Genomic DNA, 23,807 nt, shown 5'->3' with positions numbered 1-23,807 from the left:
AGTGATCAATGATGGAAGTCGGGATTTTTTCTGTCCACATTCTGTATGTGTTTTTTATCGGGGCGATTATCCTATTTATGCTGCTGCGGAAAGATACGACCTTTATTTCCTTATTCGGCATTTTCATGATATCGCTTTGGACCAGCCATTCACTTTCAGCTTCTGTCAGCAGTTTATTCCACAGCTTTATTTACGCGGCCGGCGAACTGCTGCCCACGATTTTCATCATTTGTTTTATCGTTTCGATGAGTGATTTGTTAACAAAAACAGGGATAAATGAAGCAATGATTTCTCCCTTTGCAAACCTTGTGAAAGGCCCTGTCACTGCCTATTGGCTGATTGGCGGCCTGATGTTCGCCATTTCTCTCTTCTTCTGGCCTTCTCCGGGTGTCGCTTTGATCGGCGCCGTCCTGCTCCCGGCGGCGGTCCGCGCCGGGTTGCCGCCTATTGCAGCAGCCATGGCCATGAACTTGTTCGGCCACGGTTTTGCTTTGTCAGGGGACTTTGTCATTCAGGCGGCGCCGAAACTGACAGCTGATGCGGCAGGCCTTCCTGTCGGTGATGTCGTCTCGGCGAGCATTCCCCTTGTGCTGATTATGGGTGTGACCACAACAACCGCAGCTTTTATCATGATTCAGCGCGAACGCAAAAAACAGCTGGGTCCAGCTTCTTTTTCCCCTATGCTTTCTGACGAACTAGACACCTCGCTGTATTTGCCAAAACGCCTGCGGTCCATATTGGCTTTTTTGATTCCGCTTGTCTTTCTTGGGGATATCGCCTGCATGCTCTTGTTTAATCTACAGGGAAATGATGCAACCGCGTTAATCGGCGGGTCTGCCATCTGCATCCTCCTGACTGTCCATTTTCTCGTGTATAAGCAAAAAGGGCTTAAAAAAATCACCAGTTATTTTATTGATGGGTTCCAGTTCGGCTTTAAGGTTTTCGGTCCCGTCATCCCGATTGCCGCTTTCTTTTACCTTGGCGGCTCAGGTTTTGAAAGCATACTGGGCACTGCACTCCCTAAAGGCTCCCAAGGCATTGTCAATGATCTCGGCATTGCTTTATCCGGCATGATGCCTATGTCAAAGGAGCTTGCCGCCGTTGCTCTAACTGCCGTTGGAGCGATAACCGGCCTCGACGGATCAGGGTTTTCAGGAATTTCTCTCGCAGGCTCTATCGCACACCTCTTTTCGTCCGCTCTTCATACTGATCCCGCCGTTCTGACCGCACTCGGCCAAATAGCTGCCATCTGGGTGGGGGGCGGAACACTGGTCCCATGGGCGCTGATTCCCGCTGCGGCCATTTGCAAAGTTGATCCTTTTGAGCTTGCCAGAAAAAACTTCATTCCCGTCGCGATTGGCCTTTCTGTGACAGCTATCGCAGCCATGGTATTGCTTTGAAATTAAGTTGAAATATTCAGATTTTTTCTATACAATCATGGAAAAGCATAGAAGAAGGGGGAAGCGGCTTTGTCCATATTTACACTGCAGAAAGAGATAAACAAACAGCTCGACAGCTGTTTTGAAGAAATGGTCGAGATCAGGCGCCATTTTCATATGTATCCTGAGCTCTCGTTTCAAGAAGAAAAAACCGCCGCATTTATTGCTTCCTATTATGAATCATTAGGCGTCCCGATCCGCACGAATGTTGGCGGCAGAGGGGTTTTAGCATATATAGAAGGCAGCGAATCCGGCCCAACAGTCGCGTTGCGGGCCGACTTTGACGCCCTCCCCATTCAAGATGAAAAAGATGTTTCTTACGCCTCCAAAGTGCCGGGTGTCATGCACGCATGCGGCCATGACGGCCATACGGCAGCTCTTCTCGCAGTGGCAAAGGTCCTTCACCAAAACAGACATGAACTGAAGGGAACATTTGTGATAATCCATCAGCATGCGGAAGAATATTATCCGGGAGGCGCAAAGCCAATGATTGATGACGGCTGTCTTGAAAATGCAGATGTGATATTCGGCACGCACCTTTGGGCGACTGAGCCGCTCGGAACCATTCTCTGCCGCCCCGGCGCCGTGATGGCGGCGGCGGACCGATTTACGATAAAAATCCGCGGTAAGGGCGGCCACGGCGCTCACCCGCACGATACAAAAGACGCCGTCCTGATCGGCTCGCAAATCGTTTCCTCTTTACAGCACATTGTCAGCCGCAAAGTTAATCCGATTCGTTCCGCCGTCATTTCGACAGGCTCTTTTATCGCCGACAACCCGTTTAATGTCATTGCAGACCAAGCCACACTCATCGGCACAGCGCGTTCATTTGACGAAAGTGTCCGCAACGTTCTGGAGAAAGAAATTGAAGCAGTTGTAAAAGGAGTGTGCAGCATGCACGGCGCGTCCTATGAGTACAACTATGAACGGGGCTATCCGGCTGTTGTGAACCATCCTGCAGAAACGAGCCACTTGGTCAGAAGCGCAAAGAACACGGAGGGCGTTCAGCAGGTCATTGACGGTGAACCGCAAATGGGCGGCGAGGATTTTGCTTACTACTTACAAAACGTCAAAGGCACTTTTTTCTTTACTGGTGCCGCTCCTGAACAGCCAGAGCGCGTCTATCCCCACCACCATCCGAAATTCGATATCAATGAAAAAGCAATGCTGACAGCAGCAAAGGTGCTTGCGGGCGCCGCGATCACCTATCATACACTATAAAAAACAGCCGGAGTGTTTATTCTCCGGCTGTTTCCTTTGTAATTCTCATATGAAAAACGTGTCTTGCCGTCTCGCCAAGCTGAGAAAGCAGCTTATAATTGGCAATGCCGCCGACTGCCGCACCTACTCCGGGCAAAAGCTGCAAAAGCTTTACGACGTCGATATAATCGCGATATTCCTGCTGGAACACTCTCCAGTCGATACTCTTTTTCTCCGTCTCCCAATTGTCGATGACACAAAAAAGCGATTTGCGGCAGTCATCACTCGAAAACGCGAGCTGAAATACAAGCAGCAAAAACATTCTTTCTTGTGCATCCTTCACATCAAAGCCATAAATTGAGGATAAGGTAAATAAACACTTCATCTTAATCGAAAGCAGCAGCGGGAAATCGGCAATCCCTAAAAAAATGCCGCCCGCTCCGATACCGACTCCCTCAGCAGCGGCCACTTTCTGATAAGAAGCAATCGTTTTTTTCGCCAGTTCGTTTTTTTCGCTGAGCGAAAGTGCGCTTGTATCCTTCTTATAGGCGATGATATTGGAGCCGGCCATCGTCGCTTCCACCATTTTTTTCACACTTTCGGTGACGGCCGCATGAATTTTTTCCGGAATCCGCTCATTCACCTTCGTTTGCATACGCTTTGAAAAGCGTTCAAACATGGAATCTTTTCGCAAAAAATGCATTTTCCATTGAAGGGCTTCATGCATCAGCAGCTGGTTGTCTGTCATTTGACCTACCCCTTTTTAAGCTCACAGCTTTCCATGTTTTTTCAGTCTGGTTGTCATATAAGAAGGCATAATAACAAAAATCAAGACGGCAGAACCGATCAGCGCGTACAGAAACCCTGTCAAGCCGGCAGCATAGGCAGAAGCAGCAGACATCAGCAGCGCTTGTACGCTAAGTGCCGTTTTTAATAAAGAGAAATAACTTTTCAGCTTCGTTTCTGTTTTCACAGGGTAAAGCTCTTGAAGCGCCAAATGGTCAAAGTGGCCGAACAGCGGCAGAAGCTGAACGCCCGTAATAAAAATGGTAAACACGGTCAAAACCCCTGCAATGAGCGGGCTTGCCGACACATACATAATGATCAGCGCGAAAATGACCGTCAATCTGACGAGGATGCCCAAATAATCACTTGAACGTAAAAAGGCCCGGGTGAACATGTAGGCAAACGTTTTGCGCTGTTCAAACGGCACGAGACGCAGCAAAAAGTCGAGATACGTCCTGCGTTTCGCTTGCTTTCGTAAATGCGGCACATCAGTGAACAGGTTGGCAATTCGGTAGAAACGCTGCTTGCGTCTCAATTCGGACTCAATATGGCTCTCCCATTTAAACGTTTTCCGTTTTGCTGAGGAAGACATATAGAGATAAAGACCTGCCATAATGACATAAACCACAAGCGCATACATATAGACAGATTGGAAAACAAAATAAAGAACGAGCGTATTCGCCGCAAAGCGAATGATCACATCCATCGGTTTTAAGCTTCGGTCATTCTGAAAGGTCGTGCGCCATTCCATCACCTGATTCCACGCTTTCAGCAGCAAAAGCTGGGCAAAAACTGCCGCATACGATGCGAGCGAAGCCCCCGGTGCGACAGCGAAATAAAGCGGCATTGCAACAATGCTCAGTGCAATCAGCGGAAACAGCTGAGACACATAACTGTAGACAAACGCCTGCTTCAAGTAAGGCTCCATTTTTGCTTCAAGCGGCAATAAGAAGACAAGGTCAGCCTCTTTCAACAGCGTCCGCACATAAGAGCTTGTCAACACGAGCGAAAACAGTACGGCCATCACCCAGAAGGACGGAAAGTGAGCGGGAATGTCACGTATCCATTTGCTGTACCAGCTTGCAGCGCCCGCGAGAAAAAAGATCAAAACAATGACAAGGTGATCGTTGAGCATATATTTCATATACGTCCTTGTTTCTTTGATATGCTCCTGCAGCCGCGACTGCCAAATATCAAGCATATTATTCATGGCCAGCGTCTTCCTTTGTGAGTTCAAGATACAAATCGTCCAGCGCCGCGTCCTTCATTCCAAACTGCTCTCTGAGTTCGGACAGCGTGCCGCGCGCTCGCACCTCGCCGTTATGTAAAATAATAAACGAATCACAATAGCGCTCTGCGGTTGCCAAAATGTGCGTTGACATCAGCACGCTCGCCCCGCTTTTTTTCGCTTCATTCATCCGCTCAAGCAGCGCGTTAATCGCAAGCGGATCAAGTCCTAGAAAAGGCTCATCAATGATGTAGAGCGCGGGCTCTGCCAAAAATGCGCACATAATCATAACCTTTTGCTTCATTCCTTTAGAAAAATGAGCCGGGAACCACTTCAGCCTCTTTTCCATTCGGAATTCCTTTAAAAGCGGCGGCAGCCTTTTCTCCATCGTTTCTTTTGAGATACCGTATGCCATCGCTGTTAACTCCAGATGCTCCATCAGCGTCAGCTCTTCATATAAAACAGGTGTTTCAGGTATATAGGTGAATTGTGAGCGGTAGCCTTCCGGATCCTCAGCAAAGGTTTTCCCATTTAATTCGATTGATCCTTTATGCGCGTCCATCAGCCCGATGATATGTCTGATTGTTGTACTTTTACCCGCACCGTTCAGCCCGATTAAACCGACAATTTGATTCGGTTCAAGGGTGAATGATACGTTTTTCAAAACCGGATTTCTTGTATACCCGCCGGTCAAGTTCTTTACCGATAGCAGAGACATAGTTTCTCCCCTTATATTGTTTTCTTCATAGTACCAAAAACAAAGCATGATTTGAAACAATTCCCTTTTAACAAATGATGAATTTGCTGTCATAAAGAGACAGGTTTCCGGACATCATAATGGTTGTAGAGGAAAAGCATATCAACTGAAAAATGAGGTGTTTGTCAAAGACGTCTTAGATACAGTTGGATAGAAAATAAACATGTCCAATGCTCAAACCTTTTCTCTTCACTGAACTTGATGAATTCTTCTATGAAGCAAATTGTCAAATGAGGTGTTTATCGCAGGAATCGTTAGGCATTAAACAAGTCTTCATTTTATCGACAAATGAGGTGCTTACCAAAGGCATATCACATTTTCTTCACAAAGCTCTTCCTCTGCATTCAGGGTGAACGCTCGCCGTTCATCCTGTTTTCTATTTCCAGCATTTCTGTGGTACGATGAGTGTATACATACGAAACAATTTCATAAGGAGGAACTTTCATGCATAATGCAGAGAATTGTATCTTTTGTAAAATTATTGCCGGTGACATTCCATCCGCAAAGGTGTATGAAGATGAACACGTGCTGGCCTTCCTTGATATCAGCCAAGTGACAAAGGGACACACGCTTGTCATTCCGAAAACGCATATCAAAAACGTGTATGAATTTACGGATGAATTAGCAAAACAATATTTTCACGCTGTTCCGAAAATCGCCCGCGCCATCCGGGATGAATTTGAACCGATCGGCTTAAATACGCTGAACAATAACGGCGAAAAAGCAGGACAATCTGTTTTCCATTATCATATGCATATTATCCCGCGCTACGGAAAAGGAGACGGATTCGGAGCCGTTTGGAAAACACATGCTGATGATTACAAACCGGAGGATCTGCAGACCATCTCTTCCTCTATCGCGAAACGCCTGGCCTCATCATAAGATGGGGTTATTTTATTTGTGAGCATTTATAGCAAACATCCGTCAATTTCTTTTGATTATTCTAATTTTTTATCAAAAAACTGCATTTTTGTGATAGGATAATTGTATTATTTTATACATTAACGTGGAGAACAGGGAGAGGATCATGATGGAACGCACAACAAATTTTAACGCAGGTCCTGCAGCGCTGCCATTGGAAGTTCTGCAAAAAGCACAGAAAGAATTTATTGATTTTAACGAATCCGGCATGTCCGTTATGGAGCTTTCCCACCGCAGCAAAGAGTACGAAGCGGTGCACCAAAAAGCGAAAAATCTTTTAATCGAACTGATGGGCATCCCGGAAGATTACGATATTTTGTTTCTTCAAGGTGGGGCAAGCCTTCAATTCTCAATGCTTCCGATGAACTTTTTAACACCTGATAAAACCGCGCATTTTGTAATGACTGGGGCTTGGTCAGAAAAAGCCCTCGCTGAAGCAAAGCTCTTCGGGAACACCTCTGTGACAGCGACAAGCGAGGCAGACAATTACAGCTTTATTCCTGAAGTTGACCTTACAGATGTAAAAGACGGCGCGTATTTACATATCACGTCCAACAATACGATTTTCGGCACACAGTGGCAAGAATTCCCGAATTCCCCTATTCCGCTTGTCGCTGACATGTCCAGCGATATTTTAAGCAGAAAAATCGATGTGCCCAAATTTGACGTGATTTACGGAGGCGCCCAAAAGAACCTCGGCCCTTCCGGTGTGACAGTTGTCATCATGAAAAAAACGTGGCTGCAAAATGAAAATGCGAACGTTCCAAAAATCCTGACATATTCAACACATGTCAAAGCGGATTCACTTTACAACACTCCGCCGACATTTGCGATTTATATGCTGAGCCTTGTTCTGGAATGGCTGAAAGAAAACGGCGGTGTTGAAGCTGCTGAACAGCGCAATGAACAAAAAGCGCAGGTGCTCTACAGCTGCATTGATGAAAGCGGCGGATTCTATAAAGGACATGCCAGAAAGAACAGCCGCTCACGCATGAATGTTACCTTCACGCTTCGTAATGACGAATTAACGAAAACATTCGTTCAGGAAGCAAAAGAAGCAAAGATGATCGGCCTTGGCGGACACCGTTCAGTAGGAGGCTGCCGTGCTTCTATTTATAACGCGGTGTCTCTCGAAGACTGTGAAAAATTAGCTGCGTTCATGAAGAAATTCCAGCAGGAAAATGAGTAAAAAGTCTGGCTATGCAAACCGTTCGTTTGGTATACTGTTTGCATATCACATTCTTTAAGCCTTCGCAATAAATGACGAGCATATTATTGGAGGGCAAAAAGCTTAGCAGAGGAGAGCATAGATATGAAAACAAAAGAGTTAGTCATTATGGCTCTGTTTGCCGCAATCGGCGCAGCGCTTCATTCCATTATTCCGCCCTTTTTAGGCGGCATGAAACCAGATATGATGCTGATCATGATGTTCATGGGCATCCTTCTGTTCCCGCGGGTGCAAAATGTACTCGTCATTGGGATTGTGACCGGAATCATTTCCGCACTTACAACCGCATTTCCAGCCGGACAGATTCCTAACATCATCGATAAACCCGTGTCAGCGTTTCTGTTCTTCATCCTGTTCCTTTTGTTCAGAAAGAGCCAGAAAACAGGTGCAGCCGCAGTTCTGACAGCGATCGGGACCATCTTATCGGGCATTGTATTTTTATCGTCAGCTTTATTGATCGTCGGTTTGCCTGGCGGTTTCGCCGCATTGTTCGCGGCTGTTGTTCTGCCGGCCGCTGTACTGAACACAATCGCAATGATTATTATTTATCCGATTGTGCAAACCATTTTAAAACGTTCAAGCTTTATGGAAGCTGCTGAATAATTGTCACCCAAAACCTCTTCCGCTTCCGGGAGAGGTTTTTTTCGACAGAGAGTCCGCAGCCTGTCAGCATGTTTTAAACAAAGAGTTTTGTGAAAAAGATAAGACATAGTGTAAAGGCGGTTCCGGTTGAACAAACAAGCGCTTTCTGCCGGATGACCTTCTTGGGCGGATAAGAAGCAGCCTGGCTGAGGAGTCTGATATAGTAAACAGCGCCTGAAGCGAAGGCAAGGGTGATGCAGGATAACACAATTATAAAGACAGACAACCTTCTCCCTCCTTTTCACTTAAAAAATATGCTAAAATAAAGCAAGCTATGTATAGAAGTTCAGGCTTTCAACAAAAAACGAAAAATACTGAATGAATCCTATTTTCAAGAAAAAGACGGGGTGATTGTAATGGCGGACGGACGTTCTCTGCTAACAGGACTATTCGTAGGCGGCATTATCGGAGGGGCTGCAGTTCTTCTTACTGCACCTTCCTCAGGAGCGCAGCTGCGTGAAAAAATGAAAACCAATTATGATTCTTTCGAAGAAACGATCAAACGCTTAAAATCAGACGGACTTGCGTTAAAAGACCAGCTGATCAAAGCGGCCAAAGAAAGTACAGAAGTCATTAAAGATGTGAGCGGCGAGCTCCAAACGTCAATTAAAAAATGGCAGGAAGAGATCAAACCTCACCAGCAGGATCTGCAAAAAGAAATCGCTGATATTGAAGAGAAGATCAAACAGCTGGAGAAAACCTTACAAAACTAATATCCTATTCAAAAGAAAAAAATGCGGGCTAAAACTGGACCCGCATTTTTTTTTGACCGAAAAAGCCTCTCACCGCAACGGATTGTGAATTTATTAAAAAATTCTTACATTTTCATCTTTATTAATCTTTATTTTATTGGCATAATAGAGAAAAAGAAAAAGAGAAGCAGGTGACGTAATGAATCGAGTGGAACCGCCCTATGATGTGAAAGAGGCTCTGGTCTTCACCCAGAAAATGGCTCAGCTTAGCAAAGCTCTTTGGAAATCGATCGAGAAAGATTGGCAGCAATGGCTTAAACCGTATGACCTGAATATTAATGAGCATCATATTTTATGGATTGCGTATCAATTGAATGGAGCTTCCATTTCTGAAATCGCGAAATTCGGGGTCATGCACGTATCAACCGCATTCAACTTTTCAAAAAAGCTGGAAGAGCGAGGATATTTAAGATTCTCCAAACGGCTGAATGATAAACGGAACACATACGTCCAATTGACTGAGGAAGGGAATGAAGTATTCTGGAGCTTGCTCGAGGAATTCGATCCGACTCGCAACGCGGTTTTTAAAGGGTCACAGCCACTTTATCATTTATTCGGAAAATTCCCTGAAGTGGCAGAACTGATGTGTATGATACGCCATATTTACGGCGATGATTTTATGGAAATTTTCGAAACGTCACTCACCAATATTGACAATGACTTTGAAAGCGCAAACGGAAAACTGAAGAAAAAAGCAAAGGACAGTGCTGCGGATGAACCGGCAGAAGAGCTCGAACCTGTAAACAGTTAATCAAAGTGCTTCATGATGCCGATAAAGACTTCCATCAGCTCTTGATAAAGCCCTTGCTCATACAAGGAAAAAATGGTTTCATGAACATCTAATTTTTCATTCAGCTGTCCGGCAAAAAGCGCAAGGAGCTTATCGAAGGTTACAAATCCTTGCGCTTTTTGTGCTGCCAGCTCATCCGACAATTCATCGCATATCCTCATAACCTCTTCCCCTTCTTCCCTGCTCAGCCCTTTGTCAATGAGAAGCGCATAGAAAGGGTACCTGTCCATATCTACTGTTTTCACTAATAATTGTATGTAATATTCTAATCGCTCAATGCGATGATCCATCGAATCCATCCACACCACTTCTTTCTATCTTTAATCTTATTTTAGCTGATAATTCACTGAGAAGAAAGTTCTAACCCCATATTTCGCAGTTTGTTTGCTTGTTTCAAAAAAATACCTGCCGGATGATATTTTTTCTTAAAAAAGCATTGATTTTTTCTCTTAGGAGGAGTAAATTATTTTGAGATTCTAATCAAGATGTATGGAAGGATGACTTTAATGAATTGCTGGAAGACCATAAATCTCATGAAGGATTATGGCGCCGTTCGCATCATATTAATTGCTGTATGTTTTATGATTTTGGTTTTTATATCTACCTTTTTAGCATTTGAGCTGCTGCGGCCCGGCACAAGCTTAAGCGATGAATATGTACCTGTATTCGGCGGATTGCTCGTCTTTATTTTATTTGCACATAAAGTCATCCATGTCCTGCCGATCATCTGCAAAAAAAGAAAATCAGAAAAAAAGTTTTCCATATTGCGCATGCGCGCATGGAAACGGATACCAAAAACGACTATGCTGATTTCACTGGTAAGCCCGTTTTTGCTGATAACGCCTGTATTGTTTTACGCTGCGCTGGCTTTTCCAAATCATGCCCATTATTTCTGCATGATTTCGGGCATTCATGCCGGCTACTGTCTCCCTGACTTCTTGCTGGCCCTCAAGTTGATACAAGCGCCGAAAGCCGCTTTTATTGACCAGGAAGCAGACGGCTTGGATATTCTTGTTGAAAAGTAGCCAAACCTTGTCCCTAGTAGCGATTTTTCAATTTGCATTCTATCTTTTTTAATAAATATTTGGTAATGTAATATGGGACAGTTCAGAGAGAGGGGGAATCTCCCATCATTTTATTCTATTTTATCGTGGCTGCCATGTTTATTTTATATTTCATAAACAGGCTCACCAATACACTATGCCTTGTCAGAGAGATTCCTGAAGAGCGGCAGGATAAGGTATTCCGATTTATCAATGTATCTATATTAATTTTACTGATCTCTTCATTTGTGGAGATCTCCTTTACTGTGTAAATATGAAAGAAAGCCTAGCTGCTGATTCAGCAGCTAGGCTTTTTATTTTGATTAGCACAGCCAAGAAGCGCCGATGATAATCAATAAAATAAATAACACAACCAATAAAGCGAAACCGCCTGCAAATACTTCACCCATCTTAAAAAGCACCTCCTGTAAAAAGCTTTATTTTCCAATTACATCTTATGCAATTCATGATTGAAACGATTAGGCGCTAGTGAAAATAAAGGATCGCTTATCTTGCAAGCGATCCCCGGGTTGCTTAGTAGATGTAAGCTGCACCTACGATGATAAGCAAAATGAACAGTACTACAAGCAATGCGAAACCGTTAGAGTATCCTCCGCTCATGTTACATACCTCCTTTTCTTGATCAATATATAAGTATGCCATCAGCAAAAGTTTGACTAGACGAATGCCCTTTATTTAAAATCTTTTTACAGAAAGCCACAATGTGTTATGATACGCTTAGGTAATTTAATTTGGAATGATTAGGAGTGTTTGAAAACAATGAAAAAAATCGCAATAGCAGCTATCACCGCATCAAGCATCCTCGCTCTCAGTGCTTGCAGCGGCGGCGACAAAGAAGTCATCGCAAAAACAGACGCAGGCGATGTAACGAAAGGCGAGCTTTACACAAACATGAAGAAAACAGCTGGCGCAAGCGTCCTGACACAGCTGGTGCAAGAAAAAGTATTGGACGAGAAATATAAAGTGACAGATAAAGAAATTGACAACAAGCTGAAAGAATACAAAACACAGCTTGGCGATCAATATACTGCCCTCGAAGATCAATATGGAAAAGATTACCTTAAAGAGCAAGTAAAATATGAATTGCTTACACAAAAAGCGGCTAAAGATCAAATTAAAGTAACAGATGCTGATACCAAAGAATACTGGGAAGGCTTAAAAAACAAAATCCGCGCAAGCCACATCCTTGTCGCTGATAAAAAGACAGCTGAGGAAGTAGAGAAAAAGCTGAAAAAAGGTGAGAAATTTGAAGACCTTGCAAAAGAATACTCTACAGACACTGCTTCATCTTCACAAGGCGGAGACCTTGGCTGGTTCGCAAAAGACGGTATGGTGGAAGAATTCAGCAAAGCTGCATTTAAATTAAAAACAGATGAAGTCAGTGACCCTGTCAAATCACAATACGGCTATCATATCATCAAAAAGACAGAAGAACGCGGCAAATACGATGACATGAAAAAAGAACTGAAATCCGAAGTTCTTGAACAAAAACTAAGTGACAACGCAGCCGTTCAGGAAGCTGTTCAAAAAGTTATGAAGAAAGCTGATATCGAAGTAAAAGATAAAGATCTGAAAGACACATTTAATACTTCTTCAACAAGCGAGAGCACTTCTAGTTCTAAATAATAAAAAAAGCTGTGCAAGCTCATTGAGCTGCACAGCTTTTTTATGCGATAGAATGGTTTTGATTCTCTTCTTCAGGCTGCTGAGAACTGCGGCGTTCTCTCTCCTTTTCCATCCTTTCCATATATATCTGACCTTCTTTTTCAATAAAGGACTGGTCTGCTTTTTCTTCTTCTTTGGCTGCCGCCACAAGTTTATATGCACTGAAAATGATGCCTACAATACAAAGATACACCCACCATGGAAAAAATAACACGGGCTTCCCCCCCCCTTTTACATAGATTCTTTATTCTTAAATCTATGCGGGAATGAGACGAGTTATGAGCGGCAAAAGCGCATAAAAAAGGACTGATCTGAATGGTTCAGCATCAGTCCTTTTTTATTATTTATGAAAAGTCGGTTTGTAAAAGGAACGGTTTTCCAGTGCAAATACACGTTCAGTGTACTCGCCCGGCTTCACGCGCTCAAGCGCTCTGTCCATCATATTCATTTTGGCATCCAGGTTGTCTATATAGTGTAGAATTTCCGCTTCTTTCACCATCGGCGGCTTCGGGCTTCCCCACTCCGCTTTGCCGTGGTGACTCAAAATCAAGTGCTGAAGAATTAACACCTCTTCAGAATCAATTTGAAGCTCTTCAGCCGCTTTTGACAGCTCTGTGACCATAATCGAAATATGGCCGAGCAAATTGCCTTCGACCGTATACGAAGTGGAAACAGGGCCGGACAGCTCTTTCACTTTTCCGAGATCATGCAGGATAACACCCGCATAAAGCAGATCGCGGTCAAGAGACGGATATAAATCCGCAATGGATTTCGCCAGATTCAGCATAGAGACAACATGATACGCTAAACCGGAGACAAACTCATGGTGATTTTTTGTAGCCGCCGGATAATCCATAAATTCTGCTTCGTGTTTTTTGACTAAAAACCTTGTAATCCGCTGGATATTCGGATTTTTCATTTCAAATATATATTGAGTGATGGTGTCCATCATTTCATTTTTCGGAATGGGCGCGGTTTCTAAAAAATCATCAATATTGACGTCTTCATGCTCGCTCACTGGTCTGATATTTCTCAGCTTCAGCTGGGTGCGCCCGCGGTAATGGTGGACATCCCCCACGACTTTCACAATCGTCTGCGGCGCATAGGTCACTTCATCACTTTGCTTGGCATCCCACAGCTTCGCTTCAATATCGCCTGACTGGTCTTGCAGCATCAGCGTTAAAAATGGTTTCCCGTTGCTGGCAATCCCTTTCGTCAAGGATTTAATCAATAGATATTGGTCCACCTGTTCGCCAACCTCATGTAGCATAATCCCTTTAGCCATTCTATTAAAGCTCCCTCCGTATCTTATCTTACATAATACCAGTATATCACATACCGATTTACAGCTATAGAACCTCTTTTATGACACCAAATGAATGATTTGGCTGCTTTTAAACGCATCCTTTACATGATCATGACATGTAAAATACAAAATCTGCCTTCCGCCTTCACATAAATCATAAAGAACGTCTAATACACGTTTGAGCCTTTCCTGATCAAAATGAACAAAGCTGTCATCAAGCTGGAATGGAAGCCTTGACCCATCCTGACGCATAACGGCCAGAGCAAATCGGATCGCTGTATACAGCTGCTCACACGTCCCCTGTGACAGCTCTTCCGCTTGATAAACCGTTCCATCACAATGCATGACCATAATGGAATCATCCGTTTCGGAAAAATAAATCGTTTGGTAGCTTCCGTCAGTCAGCGGGCGGAAAAATTCTCCGGCCGTCTCCAGAAGGCGCGGGAGCTCGACTTTTTTATGCCGCTCCAATTTGTTTCTGATCACTTGTTTGATCATTTGGATCGAGGCCCATTTTTTAGCGGTGTCTTTCACACGTTCTTTTTGCATTTCGGTTTGAAGCTTGAGGTCTGATACCAACCCTGAAGCCTCTAACTGTTCCTGTTTAACAAAGAGCAATGCGATTTGGCTGCGAAGCTGTTGGATCTCCTCGGTCAGCCGCTCTTTTCTTTCCTTCTCAATTAATTGCTTGTTTTTCAATTCAGAAAGCGTATTGGAATCCGCCAGTTCAAGCTCAACCGGGTGTCCGCTTTGAAGCTGCGCGTTTACATGATGGAGCTTGTTCTCCGTATCCTTCAGTTGCCTACAGACCTCAGCTATTGCGCAAAACTCATTTCTGTCTTTTGTAGCCGCCGCGGCAAATAACTGTTCGATCCGGGCTTCAAAATACTGGATTTCTTGTTCCAGCTCCAACAGCTGTTCCTTTGTATAATGAATATCTGTTTCAATTCCTTTTCTTTGTTTCTCGATTTCTTTTTCACGTTCAACGTTTTTCCTCAGTGTGTGAAGGGCTTCCGAGATGGACATATTCTGACTCTGATCTGCAGGATGAACCATGCTGACGCGTTCTTCGAATGTTCGCCGGCGCTTTTTCAGCCTGCCTGCTTCAATTGTCAGCTCATGCTTTTTCTTCACTTCTTTTTTGACATCCTTCATTAAGCTGTATGCATCAAGCAAAAAAGACGGATCTTCCATGAATCCGAGCTCCTTCATAAAACGCTCGACCTGAGTAAAGGACGGGGCCATATCGGTTTCCCACTGTTCAAACTGCTGGATGACCCTTTCATAAGCCGCTTCTTTTTGCTGGAGCACTGCCCGCTGTGTGATGAGATGCTGTTTATTGCGGTCATCCTCCCATAACGCTTCTCTTAGTGCTTCGGCTTCTACCGGCGACATGTCCGTCACTGGCTGTCTCGTCTCCCGGCTGTTTCGGGAAGACGGTGTTTTTTTACCTAATGCAAGCCAATACACAATCAGTGCAGCGCCGATGCTTATGGCGGGAATCCATTGCTGAAGCAGCAGAAAGAGAACGATGAACAACATACCAGCTGCAATGACAGTCTTTTTCTGTTTAACCTGCTGCCTTTCAAAAAACTTCAGCTGTTCTCGCAGCTTCGCTTGCTCTTGATGCTGCCCCTGTGCTTCATCATATGCTTTAAGGGCCGCTTCTTTATCTTTTCTATCGCTGTTTTCAAGAATGGCGGACGAAGCGGCATGAACGGCCTTTTCTGCGTCTTCCAGCTCTTGCCGAGCAAGTTCAAACGTCTCATCAAGCTGCCGTTTTCTGTCTCTTGCCTGCACATATTGCTGCACCGCCTGCTGTAGCTGCCATTCATAGTCATAAGACGTGTTCATATTCAGGAGTTCATTTTCATCCGTTTTATTGAGCTGTTCCAGCCCTGCCGCTGCCTGTGCGGACGACTGGCGCAGCTGTGCCTGAATGGCGGCGAGCTGTTCTCCGCAGGATTGGTACATATGAAACGCTGCGGAAAGCTCTTGTATCAGCGTTTCTTTCGCCAACATTTCTTGATCCGGATTAAGCTTTTGCACCTGTTTGTCCAGCTCCGCCATCTTCACTCGAAGCGCCTCCGCCTGTGCGGATTTCGGGTGAAGATGAAATTCATATTTTTCCAGCTGGTGCAGCCCGTCAGCCGGAAATTGTCCCGCCTGTTCCGGATATTGTGCCATCGCCTGTTCGAGCGCAGCTTTTTCATTTAGCAGCGGCTTCAGCTCAATCGCTCCCTCAAACGATCGGATATGTCCTGCCGCCTCTTGCAATTCGGTTTCTGCGGCTGCAAGACGGGATTCGAGCGTTCTTTTTTCTTCAAGAAGCTGATGATAACCCGCTTCCTCTGCTTCAGCCTGTTTTAGCTTCGCTGCCAGCTGCTTAAGCGTTTCCAGCTCTTGATTCAATTGAGGATTTCGCCCGTTTGGTTTATAGAGGCTTTCGCTTTCCTTTGTCAGCCGTGAATCAAGCTTAGATACGGCTTCAGCGCCAAACAAGCTGGAAAACAGCAGAAATTCCCCAATCTTGTCCCGATTAAAGGCGTGAATTTCCTGCAGCCCGAATACATCAAATGAATAAATGGCTTTGTACAGCGCCCTGTCCGTGCCTTGAAACAGCTGCTTTAAAACATCTCCCTGCTTCACTTCGCCGTTTTCTGTGTACACTCTTAGCTTTTCGGCAGTCCCTTTCGTCCGTTCGATCCTCAACACCCCATATTCGGGATGTTCAGCTTCAAGAACACCTCCGTAGACACCGCCTGTTTTCGGTTCATATTTTTTCGTTTTCGGAAAACCAAACAGCATGCTTTCAATAAATGACATCATCGTCGTTTTTCCTGCCTCATTTAATCCGTAGATTAATTGGACAGGCGAGGCGGAAAAGTGAAAGGTCCGATTGGAAAATTTCCCGTATTGGTAGATATGTAAAGATTTAATTCGCAAAGCTTTCACCGCCTCATGTTTCAAGCACCTTAAGCTGTCTTTTCAATAAAATCTGTGCCTGCTCTTTTATTTCCTTTAGCTCCTCTTGGCTAAACCGGTCCGCGTGCCTTCTATACACAGGATGTCGCTCAAGCCCCTCCAGCACATCTGACAGATCGCCGCGATCAATGTCAGTAAATAAACCGCCAAAAAAAGGATCCAGGCTTGTAAGGTTTGTTTCATGTTCTGTCTCGTCCTCCAATGAGAGAGGCCAAATGAAGTGTTCTTCCTCCGCCTCTTGCTCCTGAAACGCTTCAAGAAGCTCATCCAAAGTGCCTCTCGGCGCCTCCAGCAGCCATTGTGGTGCGGCCCCTTGCAACACGAGTCTGACACAAACAGGGCTCCCCTTTATCCGCAGCTTCGAAAACGCGTCCTCAATCATTTGGAAAAGGGCGGTCACATTCTTTACCTCCGTCACATCAACTGCCGCTTTTTCCCACAAGACATCATGCGCTTTCTGGAAGTCATACGAAATGTCTCCGCTGGCCACACGAACAAGATAATAGCCTTTGTCTCCCGTCTCCTTCATATGGCGAGCTTGCGTATTTCCCGGATAGATGACCGCCGGGTGCTCGGCAGAAAGAATCTGGCGTTTATGAATATGGCCAAGCGCCCAATAATCCATCCCGCTTTTCACGAGATCATCATGTGTAAACGGGCAATACGGATCGTGTCCTTCAGCTCCTGACAGCGTGCCGTGAAGCATACCGATATGAAACGGCGCGTCAGTCGACCTCCGATAGCGGACGGCTTGGTTTTCCGTCACGGCTCTCTCCTGATAACTGAAGCCGTAAATGCTTGCCATGCGCCTGCCTTCCTTATAAAACGATTTTTCTTCAGGTACAGCGGACGAAAAAATATGGACATTCTCAGGCCATTCAATCGGCGTCCACTCCCCGCCAAGATGATCGTGGTTCCCAAAGATCACATAAACTGAAATCCCGCACTCTCTGAGTCTTTCAAACTGCTTTCTTAAAAAGAGCTGGGCCTTTAAACTTCGATTGGCTTCATCAAACAGGTCCCCCGCCAGCAAAATGAAATCAACGTTTTCTCTCACTGCGGTATCTATCATATGTCTCACGCTTGCAAACGTACTTTCTTTGATCCGGGCAAAAATCGGTTCCGGCAGATGCGATATCCCGTAAAACGGGCTGTCGAGATGTAGATCTGCCGCATGAATAAAGGTTAGATCCGTCAACATTCTGCTCCTTTCCAGGATGAAGTACCCTTATTTTAGCACCGAATTCTGGCGAATGCACGTTCTGTCAATAAAGAAACAGCCCGAGGATCCCCAGGCTGTTTTTCAATCAGTTTTTCGCTAAACGAAGCGCTTGTTTGATCGCTTTGAACGCGCTTGAATTGCCGTAAATCAACACACCGCCTTTGTAAATTCTGGCGCCGATGACAGCCAGTATGACAATGGTGAGCAGTGTGATTCCGATACCGGCAGCAGCCTGCCAGAACGGAATATCAAGCATGCCGACGCGCAAAAACATAATCATTGGCGTAAAAAACGGAATAAACGAGGTTACCGTAATAAATCCTGCGTCAGGTGCATTCAAGCCGAACATCGCGATCATAAAACCGGCGACAACCAAAAGTGTCATTGGCGTGATCGTTTGCTGCACGTCCTCTATTCTGCTGACGACACTGCCGAGAAACGCGGCGAGTGTCGCGTATAAAAAGTATCCGAGCAAAAAGAAAATCACAGCATAGATGACAGTGGCTGCTGAAACGTCGGTCAGATTAAGGAATCCTCCGACAGATGAAGCTGTTTCGCTCGTTTTGTTCAGCTTTAGCGACAATGAGCCAGCGGCTATGATGACAGCAAGCTGCGTCATTCCGACGAGCCCGATGCCAAGCAGCTTTGCAAACATCTGCTGGATCGGCGGCATGCTTGAGATCAGGATTTCCATGACACGCGAGGATTTTTCGGTTGCGACCTCCATCGCAATCATACTGGCATACATAATGACTGAGAAATAAATGACAAACAGCATAATGTAAACAAGCCCCGCTGTCTGGCCAAGCTCTTCCTCAGACTTCGCCCCCTCTTTCAGCGTCTCCTGTCCGACAGTAACGGGCGCATAAAGACTGCTGATCGTTTCCTGCGAGACACCGAGATCCGCTGTTCCGACAGCCGTTTTGGTTTGCGTCAGCGCCTGCTGCAGCGTATGGTACGTGCTATCATCAGAAATCGTTAACGCTTTATAAGTTCCTGAAATGGCCCCTTTTTCATCTCGTTTGATGATAAGCATGCCATCGAGCGCTTCATCTTTGACTTGCTTTGTGACCTCATCCTCCGATTGCTTCGACTGCTTCACATCTAGACCGCCGTCTGTATCCACCGCTTTCAGCTGCTTCGAGAAAATCGGATATAATTCGTTTGTTTCATCAACAACGGCGATTTTTTCTTTCGTATCATCACCTTGAAACATAGAAATGATCGACTCCATATTCGTTACAACTAAAACAAGCAGTACCGTGATGACAGTCGAGATAATAAAGGATTTTGCCATTATTTTATTTTTATATGTATGAGAAAGCATGAGCCAAAATTTATTCATAGACGGCACCCACCTTTTCTATAAAAATATCGTGCAGTGACGGCTCTTCAAGCTCAAACTTTCTAATAAACCCTTTCCCTTGGAGCATGGCAAAGATCTCTTGAGAAATATCTTCATTAGCGATCTGCAGCTTGACGCCGCCAGCCGTTTCCTTCCATTTGAGAATGCCTTCATGAGACTGCAAAAAACGCAGATCGTCATCGGAGTGGATCGTGACATTTTTCTTGCCGAAGGAACGCTTGATCTCCTTCAGCCTTCCTTGCACAACCGGCTTTCCTTTCTGTAATATGCACAGGTGCTCACAAAGCTCCTCCACATGCTCCATCCGGTGGCTGGAAAATAAAATAGAAACACCGCTGTTTTTAAGAGAAATCACAGACTCTTTTAACAGCTCAACATTGACAGGGTCCAGACCGCTGAACGGTTCATCAAGGATCAGCAGCTCCGGCTTATGCAAAACAGCCGAAATGAATTGGATTTTCTGCTGGTTTCCCTTCGAAAGCTCTTCCACCTTCTTATTCTCGTAATCTGTTATATTGAAGCGTTCAAGCCATGTGCCGAGCTCTTTTACAGCCTCCTGCTTCTCCATCCCTTTTAATCTGGCAAGATAGACAAGCTGATCTTTCACCTTCATTTTCGGATAAAGGCCCCGCTCTTCCGGCAAATAACCGATTTTGTTGCTGATATTGTAATTCACAGGACGGCCTTTCCAGCTGATTGAGCCCTCCGTAATGCTTAATAAACCAAGGATCATGCGAAACGTCGTCGTTTTTCCCGCTCCGTTTGCGCCTAAAAGACCGAACATTTGCTGCTCCGGAATGTCTAAGTCCAATCCGTCAACAGCTTTATAATCTCCAAATGTCTTCGTTACGTGATCAATCTTAAGCACCAAATCTCCTCCTTTCCTGACCCATTATATACTAATTTTGGATCAAACTTAATAAAGGATTTTGAATTCTTTTTTAGAATATAAATATAAATGAAGAAAGACTGATAAACCTTGAAAATGGAGGGGAAACCTGATGGCTGATTATTTCCTTACAGCTTTTGATCCTTCGGGGGAAACACTGGTTAACGAGCGATTTGAGGCAGAAAATGAAGAAACGGCTAAAATGCGTGGTGAAGCCCTATTAAAAGAAAAAGAGCTGCACAGTCACACCCATCGTGTAGTCAATGCAGCCGGAAAGCTGATTTTGTTTCATAGATGATCAGCTTTCCGGCTGATCTGTTACGCTTGAAACTTCGGCTCTCGTTTTTCCAAAAAGGCACGGATTCCTTCCTGGTGATCCTTGGTCCTTCTCATTTTCTCTTGGGCGCTGCGTTCAAGTGCAAGCACCTTTTGCAGTTCTTCAAGCTGGAGGCTTTGAAAGATGGCTTTTGTTTCGATCATCGCCAAAAGAGGCGAGGCCAAAAGGGTTTCAATAAAGGGTCTTGCGCCTTCCGCAGGGTCTCCGGCAAATGTCCCGTCAAGGAGGCCCATATCGGTGCCTTCCGCGGCGGAAAGTTTTTTCCCGCTCCAAATGAGCTTTTTCGCCTTCGCTTCCCCAATTCTTTTCTTCAGCAAATAATGCCCTCCGCCGTCCGGAACAAGCCCAATGCCAATAAAATTCATCGCGAGAACGGCATTTTTTTCCGCGAGCACAATGTCAGCGCAAAGCGCTAAACTCAGACCCAGTCCCGCAGCAGCGCCGTGAATAGCTGTAATTGTCACTTTCTTCATCTGATATAATGACAGAGTGACAGCCTCAATCGTATCCATCAGCCGCTTAAATTGATCAGGGTCATGCTCTGATGTCATCATCCGAATATCTCCGCCGGCTGAAAAGCCTTTCCCGGTTCCTCTCAGGAGAACGATGAGCGCCTCGCTTGCAGCTGCCTTTTCAACCGCCTCCTTCAGTTCAGACAGCATCTGTTCATTCAGGGCGTGATGGGCTTCAGGACGATTCAAGATAATCTCCGCAACGGTTCCATTCGATTCATATTGAATAAACTCCATGTGAAGCACCTCCATGTATGCGTTTCCTTTTTTCTTTCTCCTATACATTCCCCGCCATCCTCCAATAAACCTCTTTATTTTTCAAGATCAATAGATACTGAAAAATGCATATTGTTTGAGTGGAAACATAAAGTTTTATATAGTGAAAGAGGGCTATTCGAAAGGAGGAGAGGAAGCATGGATAAATTGCTTGTCAGTTTACTGTTAAGTTTATTTGTGGTGTACTTTCCCCCTTCGGACGTCGTTCTGCCTTCCCAGCTTGAAGAAACCACTGACAGCTATGTGCCTATGTCCTCATATCCGCAGGAAACACAGTCGGCCAAAACGCCGTCGCCGGGCAGCCTGTACATCGCAGAGCTAATCAAAGAATACAGTCCGCTGGCGCTGTCTGTCAGGCAGCTGTCTGTCAAACCCCTTGACGAACCGCTGATAAACAGGCTGGAAAAGGTTTGCGCCGTCCCTGTCAAATACCAGTCTAATTACCTCCGAATATAAATGTTCTTGTTTGTAACTCACCCCATTAGCCAACACTACATTCGGAGGGATTTTCATTGAATATTAAAGAAAACGATCTGCCGGGCATCGGCAAAAAATTTGAAATCGAAACGAGAAGTCACGAAAAGATGACCATTATCATTCATGATGACGGAAGAAGAGAAATTTACCGGTTTCATGACCGGGACCCGGATGAGCTTCTTTCCAATATCTCATTGGATGATTCCGAAGCAAGGCAAATTGCGGCTATTCTCGGTGGCATGGTCTATAAACCACAAGCACTGGAGTCGATCGAAATGGCCTTCAGCGATCTCATTATTGAATGGTTTAAGGTTGAAAAAGGCGCCAAGTCGATCGGGCGAACACTCGGGGAGCTTGATGTCCGCCAGAACTGCGATGTCACTGTGATCGCCATCATCAAGCACAGCCGGGAAAAACTTTTAAACCCTGGGGCAGACTCGGTTATTGAAGAAAATGACACACTTGTCCTCTCAGGTGAAAGAAAGCATCTGAAGAAACTGATTCACGATTTTCTTTCTGGAGAGGGCGTGTAATCGGCCGATGGATCATCTTGTATTTGAAGTCGGGACTGCGCTTGTGCTTGTGGCGCTTGCCAGTGTGATCGCCAATAAAATTAAATTTTCGATTATTCCGTTTCTGATTGTGCTGGGCATGCTGCTTGGACCCCACGCTCCGAAAGCGGGGATTATTGACCTTACATTTATAGAAAGCAGTGAAATCATCGCGTTTTTCGGGCGGATGGGCGTGCTGTTCCTCCTCTTCTATCTCGGACTCGAATTCTCTGTTGGAAAATTAATCAAATCTGGAAAGTCAATCGCGGCCGGCGGAACGATTTATATCTTGATTAATTTCAGCCTCGGGCTGCTTTACGGGTTTATCACTGGGTTTTCTTTTCTGGAAGTCCTCGTCCTTGCAGGCGTCATCACGATCTCATCAAGTGCGATTGTCGCAAAAGTGCTCGTTGATTTAAAAAGAACGGCCAATCCGGAAACCGAGCTGATCCTCGGTATTATCATGTTTGAGGATATCTTCCTTGCCGTATATTTGTCCGTTGTTTCCGGCCTTGTGTTAGGTGATGCGACATCAGTCGGGAGTGCGTTTTTGTCCATTTTGATCGCCTTCAGTTATATGCTGCTGTTTTTTATCGCAGCCAGAAAGCTCCCGCCTCTATTGAATAAGCTGTTGGACATTCGCTCAAATGAAGTGTTTATTATCGTCATTTTCGCCGCGCTCTTTTTTATTGCCGGATTTTCAGAGACGATTCATGTAGCGGAAGCGATCGGCGCGCTGCTGCTCGGTTTGGTTTTTTCCGAAACAGAGCATTCCGACCGGATTGAACACCTTGTCGTTCCGTTTCGCGACTTCTTCGGCGCGATGTTCTTTTTCAGCTTTGGCCTCAGCATTGATCCGTTTTCGTTAGGTGAAGCGGTTTGGCTTGCTTTAGGAGCAGTCATTCTGACCATTCTCGGAAACTTTATCGCCGGAATGGCGGCCGGACGGCGCGCAGGGCTTTCTCATAAGGCGTCATCGAATATCGGACTGACAATCGTATCACGGGGAGAGTTTTCAATTATTGTTGCGAATCTCGGGATAGCCGGCGGCCTGTCAGCCACATTAAAGCCGTTTGCCGCATTATATGTTCTCATTCTGGCGATTTTAGGACCGCTTTTAACAAAGGAATCAAAACGAATCTACCGCCTGCTGAACAAGGTATTTAAATGGAAGCCAGGGGTTCAGCCTGCAAGAAAACAGGGATAAAAAAAGCAGCACTGTGATCAGTGCTGCCAGCTTGTAGAGAAAACGACGTTTTTTCTACAAGCTTTTTTTGTTTTCTGCTGTTTCTTTAGTTGTTCAGCTAATTTCAAAAGCAGAAAAAGAGCTCCCACAAACCTAGCCCTGCTTGGCTAGGTATGTGGCAATCTTCTTCATGTTCTGGCATGCGGCTGTGAGGAGAACTTGTTCACT

At 45.1% G+C, this 23,807-nt stretch carries 27 protein-coding genes; 13 read left to right on the top strand and 14 right to left on the bottom strand.

What is annotated here, in order from left to right; genetic code table 11:
- The first annotated feature begins 8 nt into the window (after positions 1–8).
- Both ACY3LV_RS15220 and sndC read left to right on the top strand, forming a co-directional pair.
- Positions 9–1,400 (top strand): hypothetical protein, encoded by a 1,392-nt coding sequence (locus ACY3LV_RS15220; RefSeq protein WP_464864092.1) that lies wholly within the window; start codon positions 9–11, stop codon positions 1,398–1,400.
- A gap of 69 nt (positions 1,401–1,469) precedes the next feature.
- Positions 1,470–2,660 (top strand): N-acetyl amino acid acetylase SndC, encoded by a 1,191-nt coding sequence (sndC, locus tag ACY3LV_RS15215; protein ID WP_464864091.1) that lies wholly within the window; start codon positions 1,470–1,472, stop codon positions 2,658–2,660.
- Positions 2,661–2,676: 16 nt separating this feature from the next.
- Here the strand turns inward: sndC and ACY3LV_RS15210 are convergent, their stop codons facing one another.
- The 3 genes from ACY3LV_RS15210 to ecsA are packed head-to-tail and all read right to left on the bottom strand — an operon-like array spanning position 2,677 to position 5,371.
- A complete protein-coding gene (locus ACY3LV_RS15210) occupies positions 2,677–3,387 on the bottom strand; it encodes an EcsC family protein (RefSeq protein ID WP_464864089.1) in 711 nt (236 codons plus the stop codon).
- A gap of 21 nt (positions 3,388–3,408) precedes the next feature.
- Positions 3,409–4,635 carry an ABC transporter permease EcsB gene (gene ecsB, locus ACY3LV_RS15205; RefSeq protein WP_464864087.1) on the bottom strand — a complete coding sequence of 409 codons (1,227 nt, stop codon included), beginning with the start codon at positions 4,633–4,635 and terminating at the stop codon, positions 3,409–3,411.
- On the bottom strand, positions 4,628–5,371 hold the full coding sequence (gene ecsA, locus ACY3LV_RS15200; protein ID WP_333518300.1) for an ABC transporter ATP-binding protein EcsA: 744 nt from the start codon (positions 5,369–5,371) through the stop codon (positions 4,628–4,630). The genes ecsB and ecsA overlap by 8 nt, the downstream gene beginning before the upstream one ends.
- Positions 5,372–5,854: 483 nt before the next feature.
- Between ecsA and ACY3LV_RS15195 the strand changes: the two genes are divergently transcribed.
- The 3 genes from ACY3LV_RS15195 (at position 5,855) to trpP (ending at position 8,162) form a co-directional block, all read left to right on the top strand.
- Entirely contained in the window at positions 5,855–6,292 is a 438-nt protein-coding gene (locus ACY3LV_RS15195) for an HIT family protein (RefSeq protein ID WP_464864086.1), read from the top strand.
- A gap of 148 nt (positions 6,293–6,440) precedes the next feature.
- Positions 6,441–7,520 (top strand): phosphoserine transaminase, encoded by a 1,080-nt coding sequence (gene serC / locus ACY3LV_RS15190; RefSeq protein ID WP_464864124.1) that lies wholly within the window; start codon positions 6,441–6,443, stop codon positions 7,518–7,520.
- Between the two features lie 123 nt (positions 7,521–7,643).
- Entirely contained in the window at positions 7,644–8,162 is a 519-nt protein-coding gene (trpP, locus tag ACY3LV_RS15185) for a tryptophan transporter TrpP (RefSeq protein WP_087991243.1), read from the top strand.
- A 73-nt stretch (positions 8,163–8,235) separates the two neighbouring features.
- Here trpP and ACY3LV_RS15180 read toward each other — a convergent pair whose 3' ends face one another.
- The gene (locus ACY3LV_RS15180) at positions 8,236–8,427 is read right to left on the bottom strand and encodes a hypothetical protein (protein ID WP_333561988.1); all 192 of its coding nucleotides are present in this window, start codon (positions 8,425–8,427) and stop codon (positions 8,236–8,238) included.
- A gap of 130 nt (positions 8,428–8,557) precedes the next feature.
- On the opposite strand from ACY3LV_RS15180, the gene ACY3LV_RS15175 reads away from it, so the two are divergent.
- Together ACY3LV_RS15175 and ACY3LV_RS15170 are read left to right on the top strand one after the other, a co-directional pair.
- Entirely contained in the window at positions 8,558–8,914 is a 357-nt protein-coding gene (locus ACY3LV_RS15175) for a YtxH domain-containing protein (RefSeq protein ID WP_148964162.1), read from the top strand.
- A 178-nt stretch (positions 8,915–9,092) separates the two neighbouring features.
- The gene (locus ACY3LV_RS15170; protein ID WP_148964161.1) at positions 9,093–9,704 is read left to right on the top strand and encodes an HTH-type transcriptional regulator Hpr; all 612 of its coding nucleotides are present in this window, start codon (positions 9,093–9,095) and stop codon (positions 9,702–9,704) included.
- Here ACY3LV_RS15170 and ACY3LV_RS15165 read toward each other — a convergent pair.
- A complete protein-coding gene (locus ACY3LV_RS15165) occupies positions 9,701–10,042 on the bottom strand; it encodes a YhaI family protein (RefSeq protein ID WP_087991240.1) in 342 nt (113 codons plus the stop codon). The genes ACY3LV_RS15170 and ACY3LV_RS15165 overlap by 4 nt on opposite strands.
- Positions 10,043–10,249: 207 nt before the next feature.
- Here ACY3LV_RS15165 and ACY3LV_RS15160 point away from each other — a divergent pair, with 207 nt between their 5' ends.
- Positions 10,250–10,768: a DUF3267 domain-containing protein gene (locus ACY3LV_RS15160; RefSeq protein ID WP_148964159.1), complete on the top strand. Its 519-nt coding sequence runs from the start codon at positions 10,250–10,252 to the stop codon at positions 10,766–10,768.
- A 341-nt stretch (positions 10,769–11,109) separates the two neighbouring features.
- On the opposite strand, the gene yhzE2 is transcribed toward ACY3LV_RS15160, so the two are convergent.
- On the bottom strand, positions 11,110–11,196 hold the full coding sequence (yhzE2, locus tag ACY3LV_RS15155) for a sporulation protein YhzE2 (RefSeq protein ID WP_032681524.1): 87 nt from the start codon (positions 11,194–11,196) through the stop codon (positions 11,110–11,112).
- 124 nt (positions 11,197–11,320) lie between these two features.
- Positions 11,321–11,407 carry a sporulation protein YhzE1 gene (yhzE1, locus tag ACY3LV_RS15150; RefSeq protein WP_003327753.1) on the bottom strand — a complete coding sequence of 29 codons (87 nt, stop codon included), beginning with the start codon at positions 11,405–11,407 and terminating at the stop codon, positions 11,321–11,323.
- A gap of 159 nt (positions 11,408–11,566) precedes the next feature.
- Between yhzE1 and ACY3LV_RS15145 the strand changes: the two genes are divergently transcribed.
- Positions 11,567–12,433: a peptidylprolyl isomerase gene (locus ACY3LV_RS15145; protein WP_333561990.1), complete on the top strand. Its 867-nt coding sequence runs from the start codon at positions 11,567–11,569 to the stop codon at positions 12,431–12,433.
- Between the two features lie 40 nt (positions 12,434–12,473).
- Here ACY3LV_RS15145 and yhaL read toward each other — a convergent pair whose 3' ends face one another.
- The 6 genes from yhaL to ACY3LV_RS15115 form a co-directional block, all read right to left on the bottom strand.
- Positions 12,474–12,686, bottom strand: coding sequence for a sporulation protein YhaL (gene yhaL / locus ACY3LV_RS15140; protein WP_148964157.1), 213 nt, complete (start codon positions 12,684–12,686; stop codon positions 12,474–12,476).
- Between the two features lie 126 nt (positions 12,687–12,812).
- Positions 12,813–13,757 (bottom strand): 3'-5' exoribonuclease YhaM, encoded by a 945-nt coding sequence (yhaM, locus tag ACY3LV_RS15135; RefSeq protein WP_333518307.1) that lies wholly within the window; start codon positions 13,755–13,757, stop codon positions 12,813–12,815.
- Positions 13,758–13,835: 78 nt separating this feature from the next.
- Complete coding sequence (locus tag ACY3LV_RS15130) at positions 13,836–16,733, bottom strand: ATP-binding protein (protein ID WP_333562013.1); 2,898 nt, start codon at positions 16,731–16,733, stop codon at positions 13,836–13,838.
- A 4-nt stretch (positions 16,734–16,737) separates the two neighbouring features.
- A complete protein-coding gene (locus ACY3LV_RS15125) occupies positions 16,738–17,964 on the bottom strand; it encodes a DNA repair exonuclease (protein WP_333561991.1) in 1,227 nt (408 codons plus the stop codon).
- A gap of 106 nt (positions 17,965–18,070) precedes the next feature.
- The gene (locus ACY3LV_RS15120; RefSeq protein ID WP_148964145.1) at positions 18,071–19,330 is read right to left on the bottom strand and encodes an ABC transporter permease; all 1,260 of its coding nucleotides are present in this window, start codon (positions 19,328–19,330) and stop codon (positions 18,071–18,073) included.
- Positions 19,323–20,219 carry an ABC transporter ATP-binding protein gene (locus ACY3LV_RS15115; protein WP_148964144.1) on the bottom strand — a complete coding sequence of 299 codons (897 nt, stop codon included), beginning with the start codon at positions 20,217–20,219 and terminating at the stop codon, positions 19,323–19,325. Before ACY3LV_RS15115 ends, ACY3LV_RS15120 begins: the two co-directional genes overlap by 8 nt.
- 133 nt (positions 20,220–20,352) lie before the next feature.
- Here ACY3LV_RS15115 and ACY3LV_RS15110 point away from each other — a divergent pair, with 133 nt between their 5' ends.
- Complete coding sequence (locus ACY3LV_RS15110) at positions 20,353–20,538, top strand: YhzD family protein (RefSeq protein WP_148964143.1); 186 nt, start codon at positions 20,353–20,355, stop codon at positions 20,536–20,538.
- A 20-nt stretch (positions 20,539–20,558) separates the two neighbouring features.
- Here ACY3LV_RS15110 and ACY3LV_RS15105 read toward each other — a convergent pair whose 3' ends face one another.
- A complete protein-coding gene (locus tag ACY3LV_RS15105) occupies positions 20,559–21,326 on the bottom strand; it encodes an enoyl-CoA hydratase (RefSeq protein WP_464864084.1) in 768 nt (255 codons plus the stop codon).
- Positions 21,327–21,503: 177 nt separating this feature from the next.
- On the opposite strand from ACY3LV_RS15105, the gene ACY3LV_RS15100 reads away from it, so the two are divergent.
- From ACY3LV_RS15100 to khtU, 3 genes are read left to right on the top strand one after another with little or no spacing between them, the layout of a single operon-like run.
- Entirely contained in the window at positions 21,504–21,821 is a 318-nt protein-coding gene (locus ACY3LV_RS15100; protein WP_148964141.1) for a hypothetical protein, read from the top strand.
- Between the two features lie 56 nt (positions 21,822–21,877).
- Positions 21,878–22,375, top strand: a complete 498-nt coding sequence (khtT, locus tag ACY3LV_RS15095; RefSeq protein ID WP_087991231.1) for a K(+)/H(+) antiporter subunit KhtT — start codon at positions 21,878–21,880, stop codon at positions 22,373–22,375.
- Positions 22,376–22,382: 7 nt separating this feature from the next.
- Positions 22,383–23,600, top strand: coding sequence for a K(+)/H(+) antiporter subunit KhtU (gene khtU, locus ACY3LV_RS15090; RefSeq protein WP_464864083.1), 1,218 nt, complete (start codon positions 22,383–22,385; stop codon positions 23,598–23,600).
- The last annotated feature ends 207 nt before the right edge of the window (positions 23,601–23,807 follow it).

It is taken from the genome of Bacillus sp. 11C (assembly GCF_055486375.1).
Note: the sequence above shows the minus strand (reverse complement) of the source record. Positions and strands in the feature narration are given on the sequence as shown.

Coding starts and splice junctions, on each gene's coding strand:
- ACY3LV_RS15220 (WP_464864092.1), top strand. CDS start 9: ATGATGGAAGTCGGGATTTTTTCTGTCCACATTCTGTATGTGTTTTTT.
- ACY3LV_RS15210 (WP_464864089.1), bottom strand. CDS start 3,387: ATGACAGACAACCAGCTGCTGATGCATGAAGCCCTTCAATGGAAAATG.
- ecsB (WP_464864087.1), bottom strand. CDS start 4,635: ATGAATAATATGCTTGATATTTGGCAGTCGCGGCTGCAGGAGCATATC.
- ecsA (WP_333518300.1), bottom strand. CDS start 5,371: ATGTCTCTGCTATCGGTAAAGAACTTGACCGGCGGGTATACAAGAAAT.
- ACY3LV_RS15195 (WP_464864086.1), top strand. CDS start 5,855: ATGCATAATGCAGAGAATTGTATCTTTTGTAAAATTATTGCCGGTGAC.
- serC (WP_464864124.1), top strand. CDS start 6,441: ATGGAACGCACAACAAATTTTAACGCAGGTCCTGCAGCGCTGCCATTG.
- trpP (WP_087991243.1), top strand. CDS start 7,644: ATGAAAACAAAAGAGTTAGTCATTATGGCTCTGTTTGCCGCAATCGGC.
- ACY3LV_RS15175 (WP_148964162.1), top strand. CDS start 8,558: ATGGCGGACGGACGTTCTCTGCTAACAGGACTATTCGTAGGCGGCATT.
- ACY3LV_RS15170 (WP_148964161.1), top strand. CDS start 9,093: ATGAATCGAGTGGAACCGCCCTATGATGTGAAAGAGGCTCTGGTCTTC.
- ACY3LV_RS15165 (WP_087991240.1), bottom strand. CDS start 10,042: ATGGATTCGATGGATCATCGCATTGAGCGATTAGAATATTACATACAA.
- ACY3LV_RS15160 (WP_148964159.1), top strand. CDS start 10,250: ATGAATTGCTGGAAGACCATAAATCTCATGAAGGATTATGGCGCCGTT.
- yhzE2 (WP_032681524.1), bottom strand. CDS start 11,196: ATGGGTGAAGTATTTGCAGGCGGTTTCGCTTTATTGGTTGTGTTATTT.
- yhzE1 (WP_003327753.1), bottom strand. CDS start 11,407: ATGAGCGGAGGATACTCTAACGGTTTCGCATTGCTTGTAGTACTGTTC.
- ACY3LV_RS15145 (WP_333561990.1), top strand. CDS start 11,567: ATGAAAAAAATCGCAATAGCAGCTATCACCGCATCAAGCATCCTCGCT.
- yhaM (WP_333518307.1), bottom strand. CDS start 13,757: ATGGCTAAAGGGATTATGCTACATGAGGTTGGCGAACAGGTGGACCAA.
- ACY3LV_RS15125 (WP_333561991.1), bottom strand. CDS start 17,964: ATGTTGACGGATCTAACCTTTATTCATGCGGCAGATCTACATCTCGAC.
- ACY3LV_RS15120 (WP_148964145.1), bottom strand. CDS start 19,330: ATGAATAAATTTTGGCTCATGCTTTCTCATACATATAAAAATAAAATA.
- ACY3LV_RS15110 (WP_148964143.1), top strand. CDS start 20,353: ATGGCTGATTATTTCCTTACAGCTTTTGATCCTTCGGGGGAAACACTG.
- ACY3LV_RS15105 (WP_464864084.1), bottom strand. CDS start 21,326: ATGGAGTTTATTCAATATGAATCGAATGGAACCGTTGCGGAGATTATC.
- ACY3LV_RS15100 (WP_148964141.1), top strand. CDS start 21,504: ATGGATAAATTGCTTGTCAGTTTACTGTTAAGTTTATTTGTGGTGTAC.
- khtU (WP_464864083.1), top strand. CDS start 22,383: ATGGATCATCTTGTATTTGAAGTCGGGACTGCGCTTGTGCTTGTGGCG.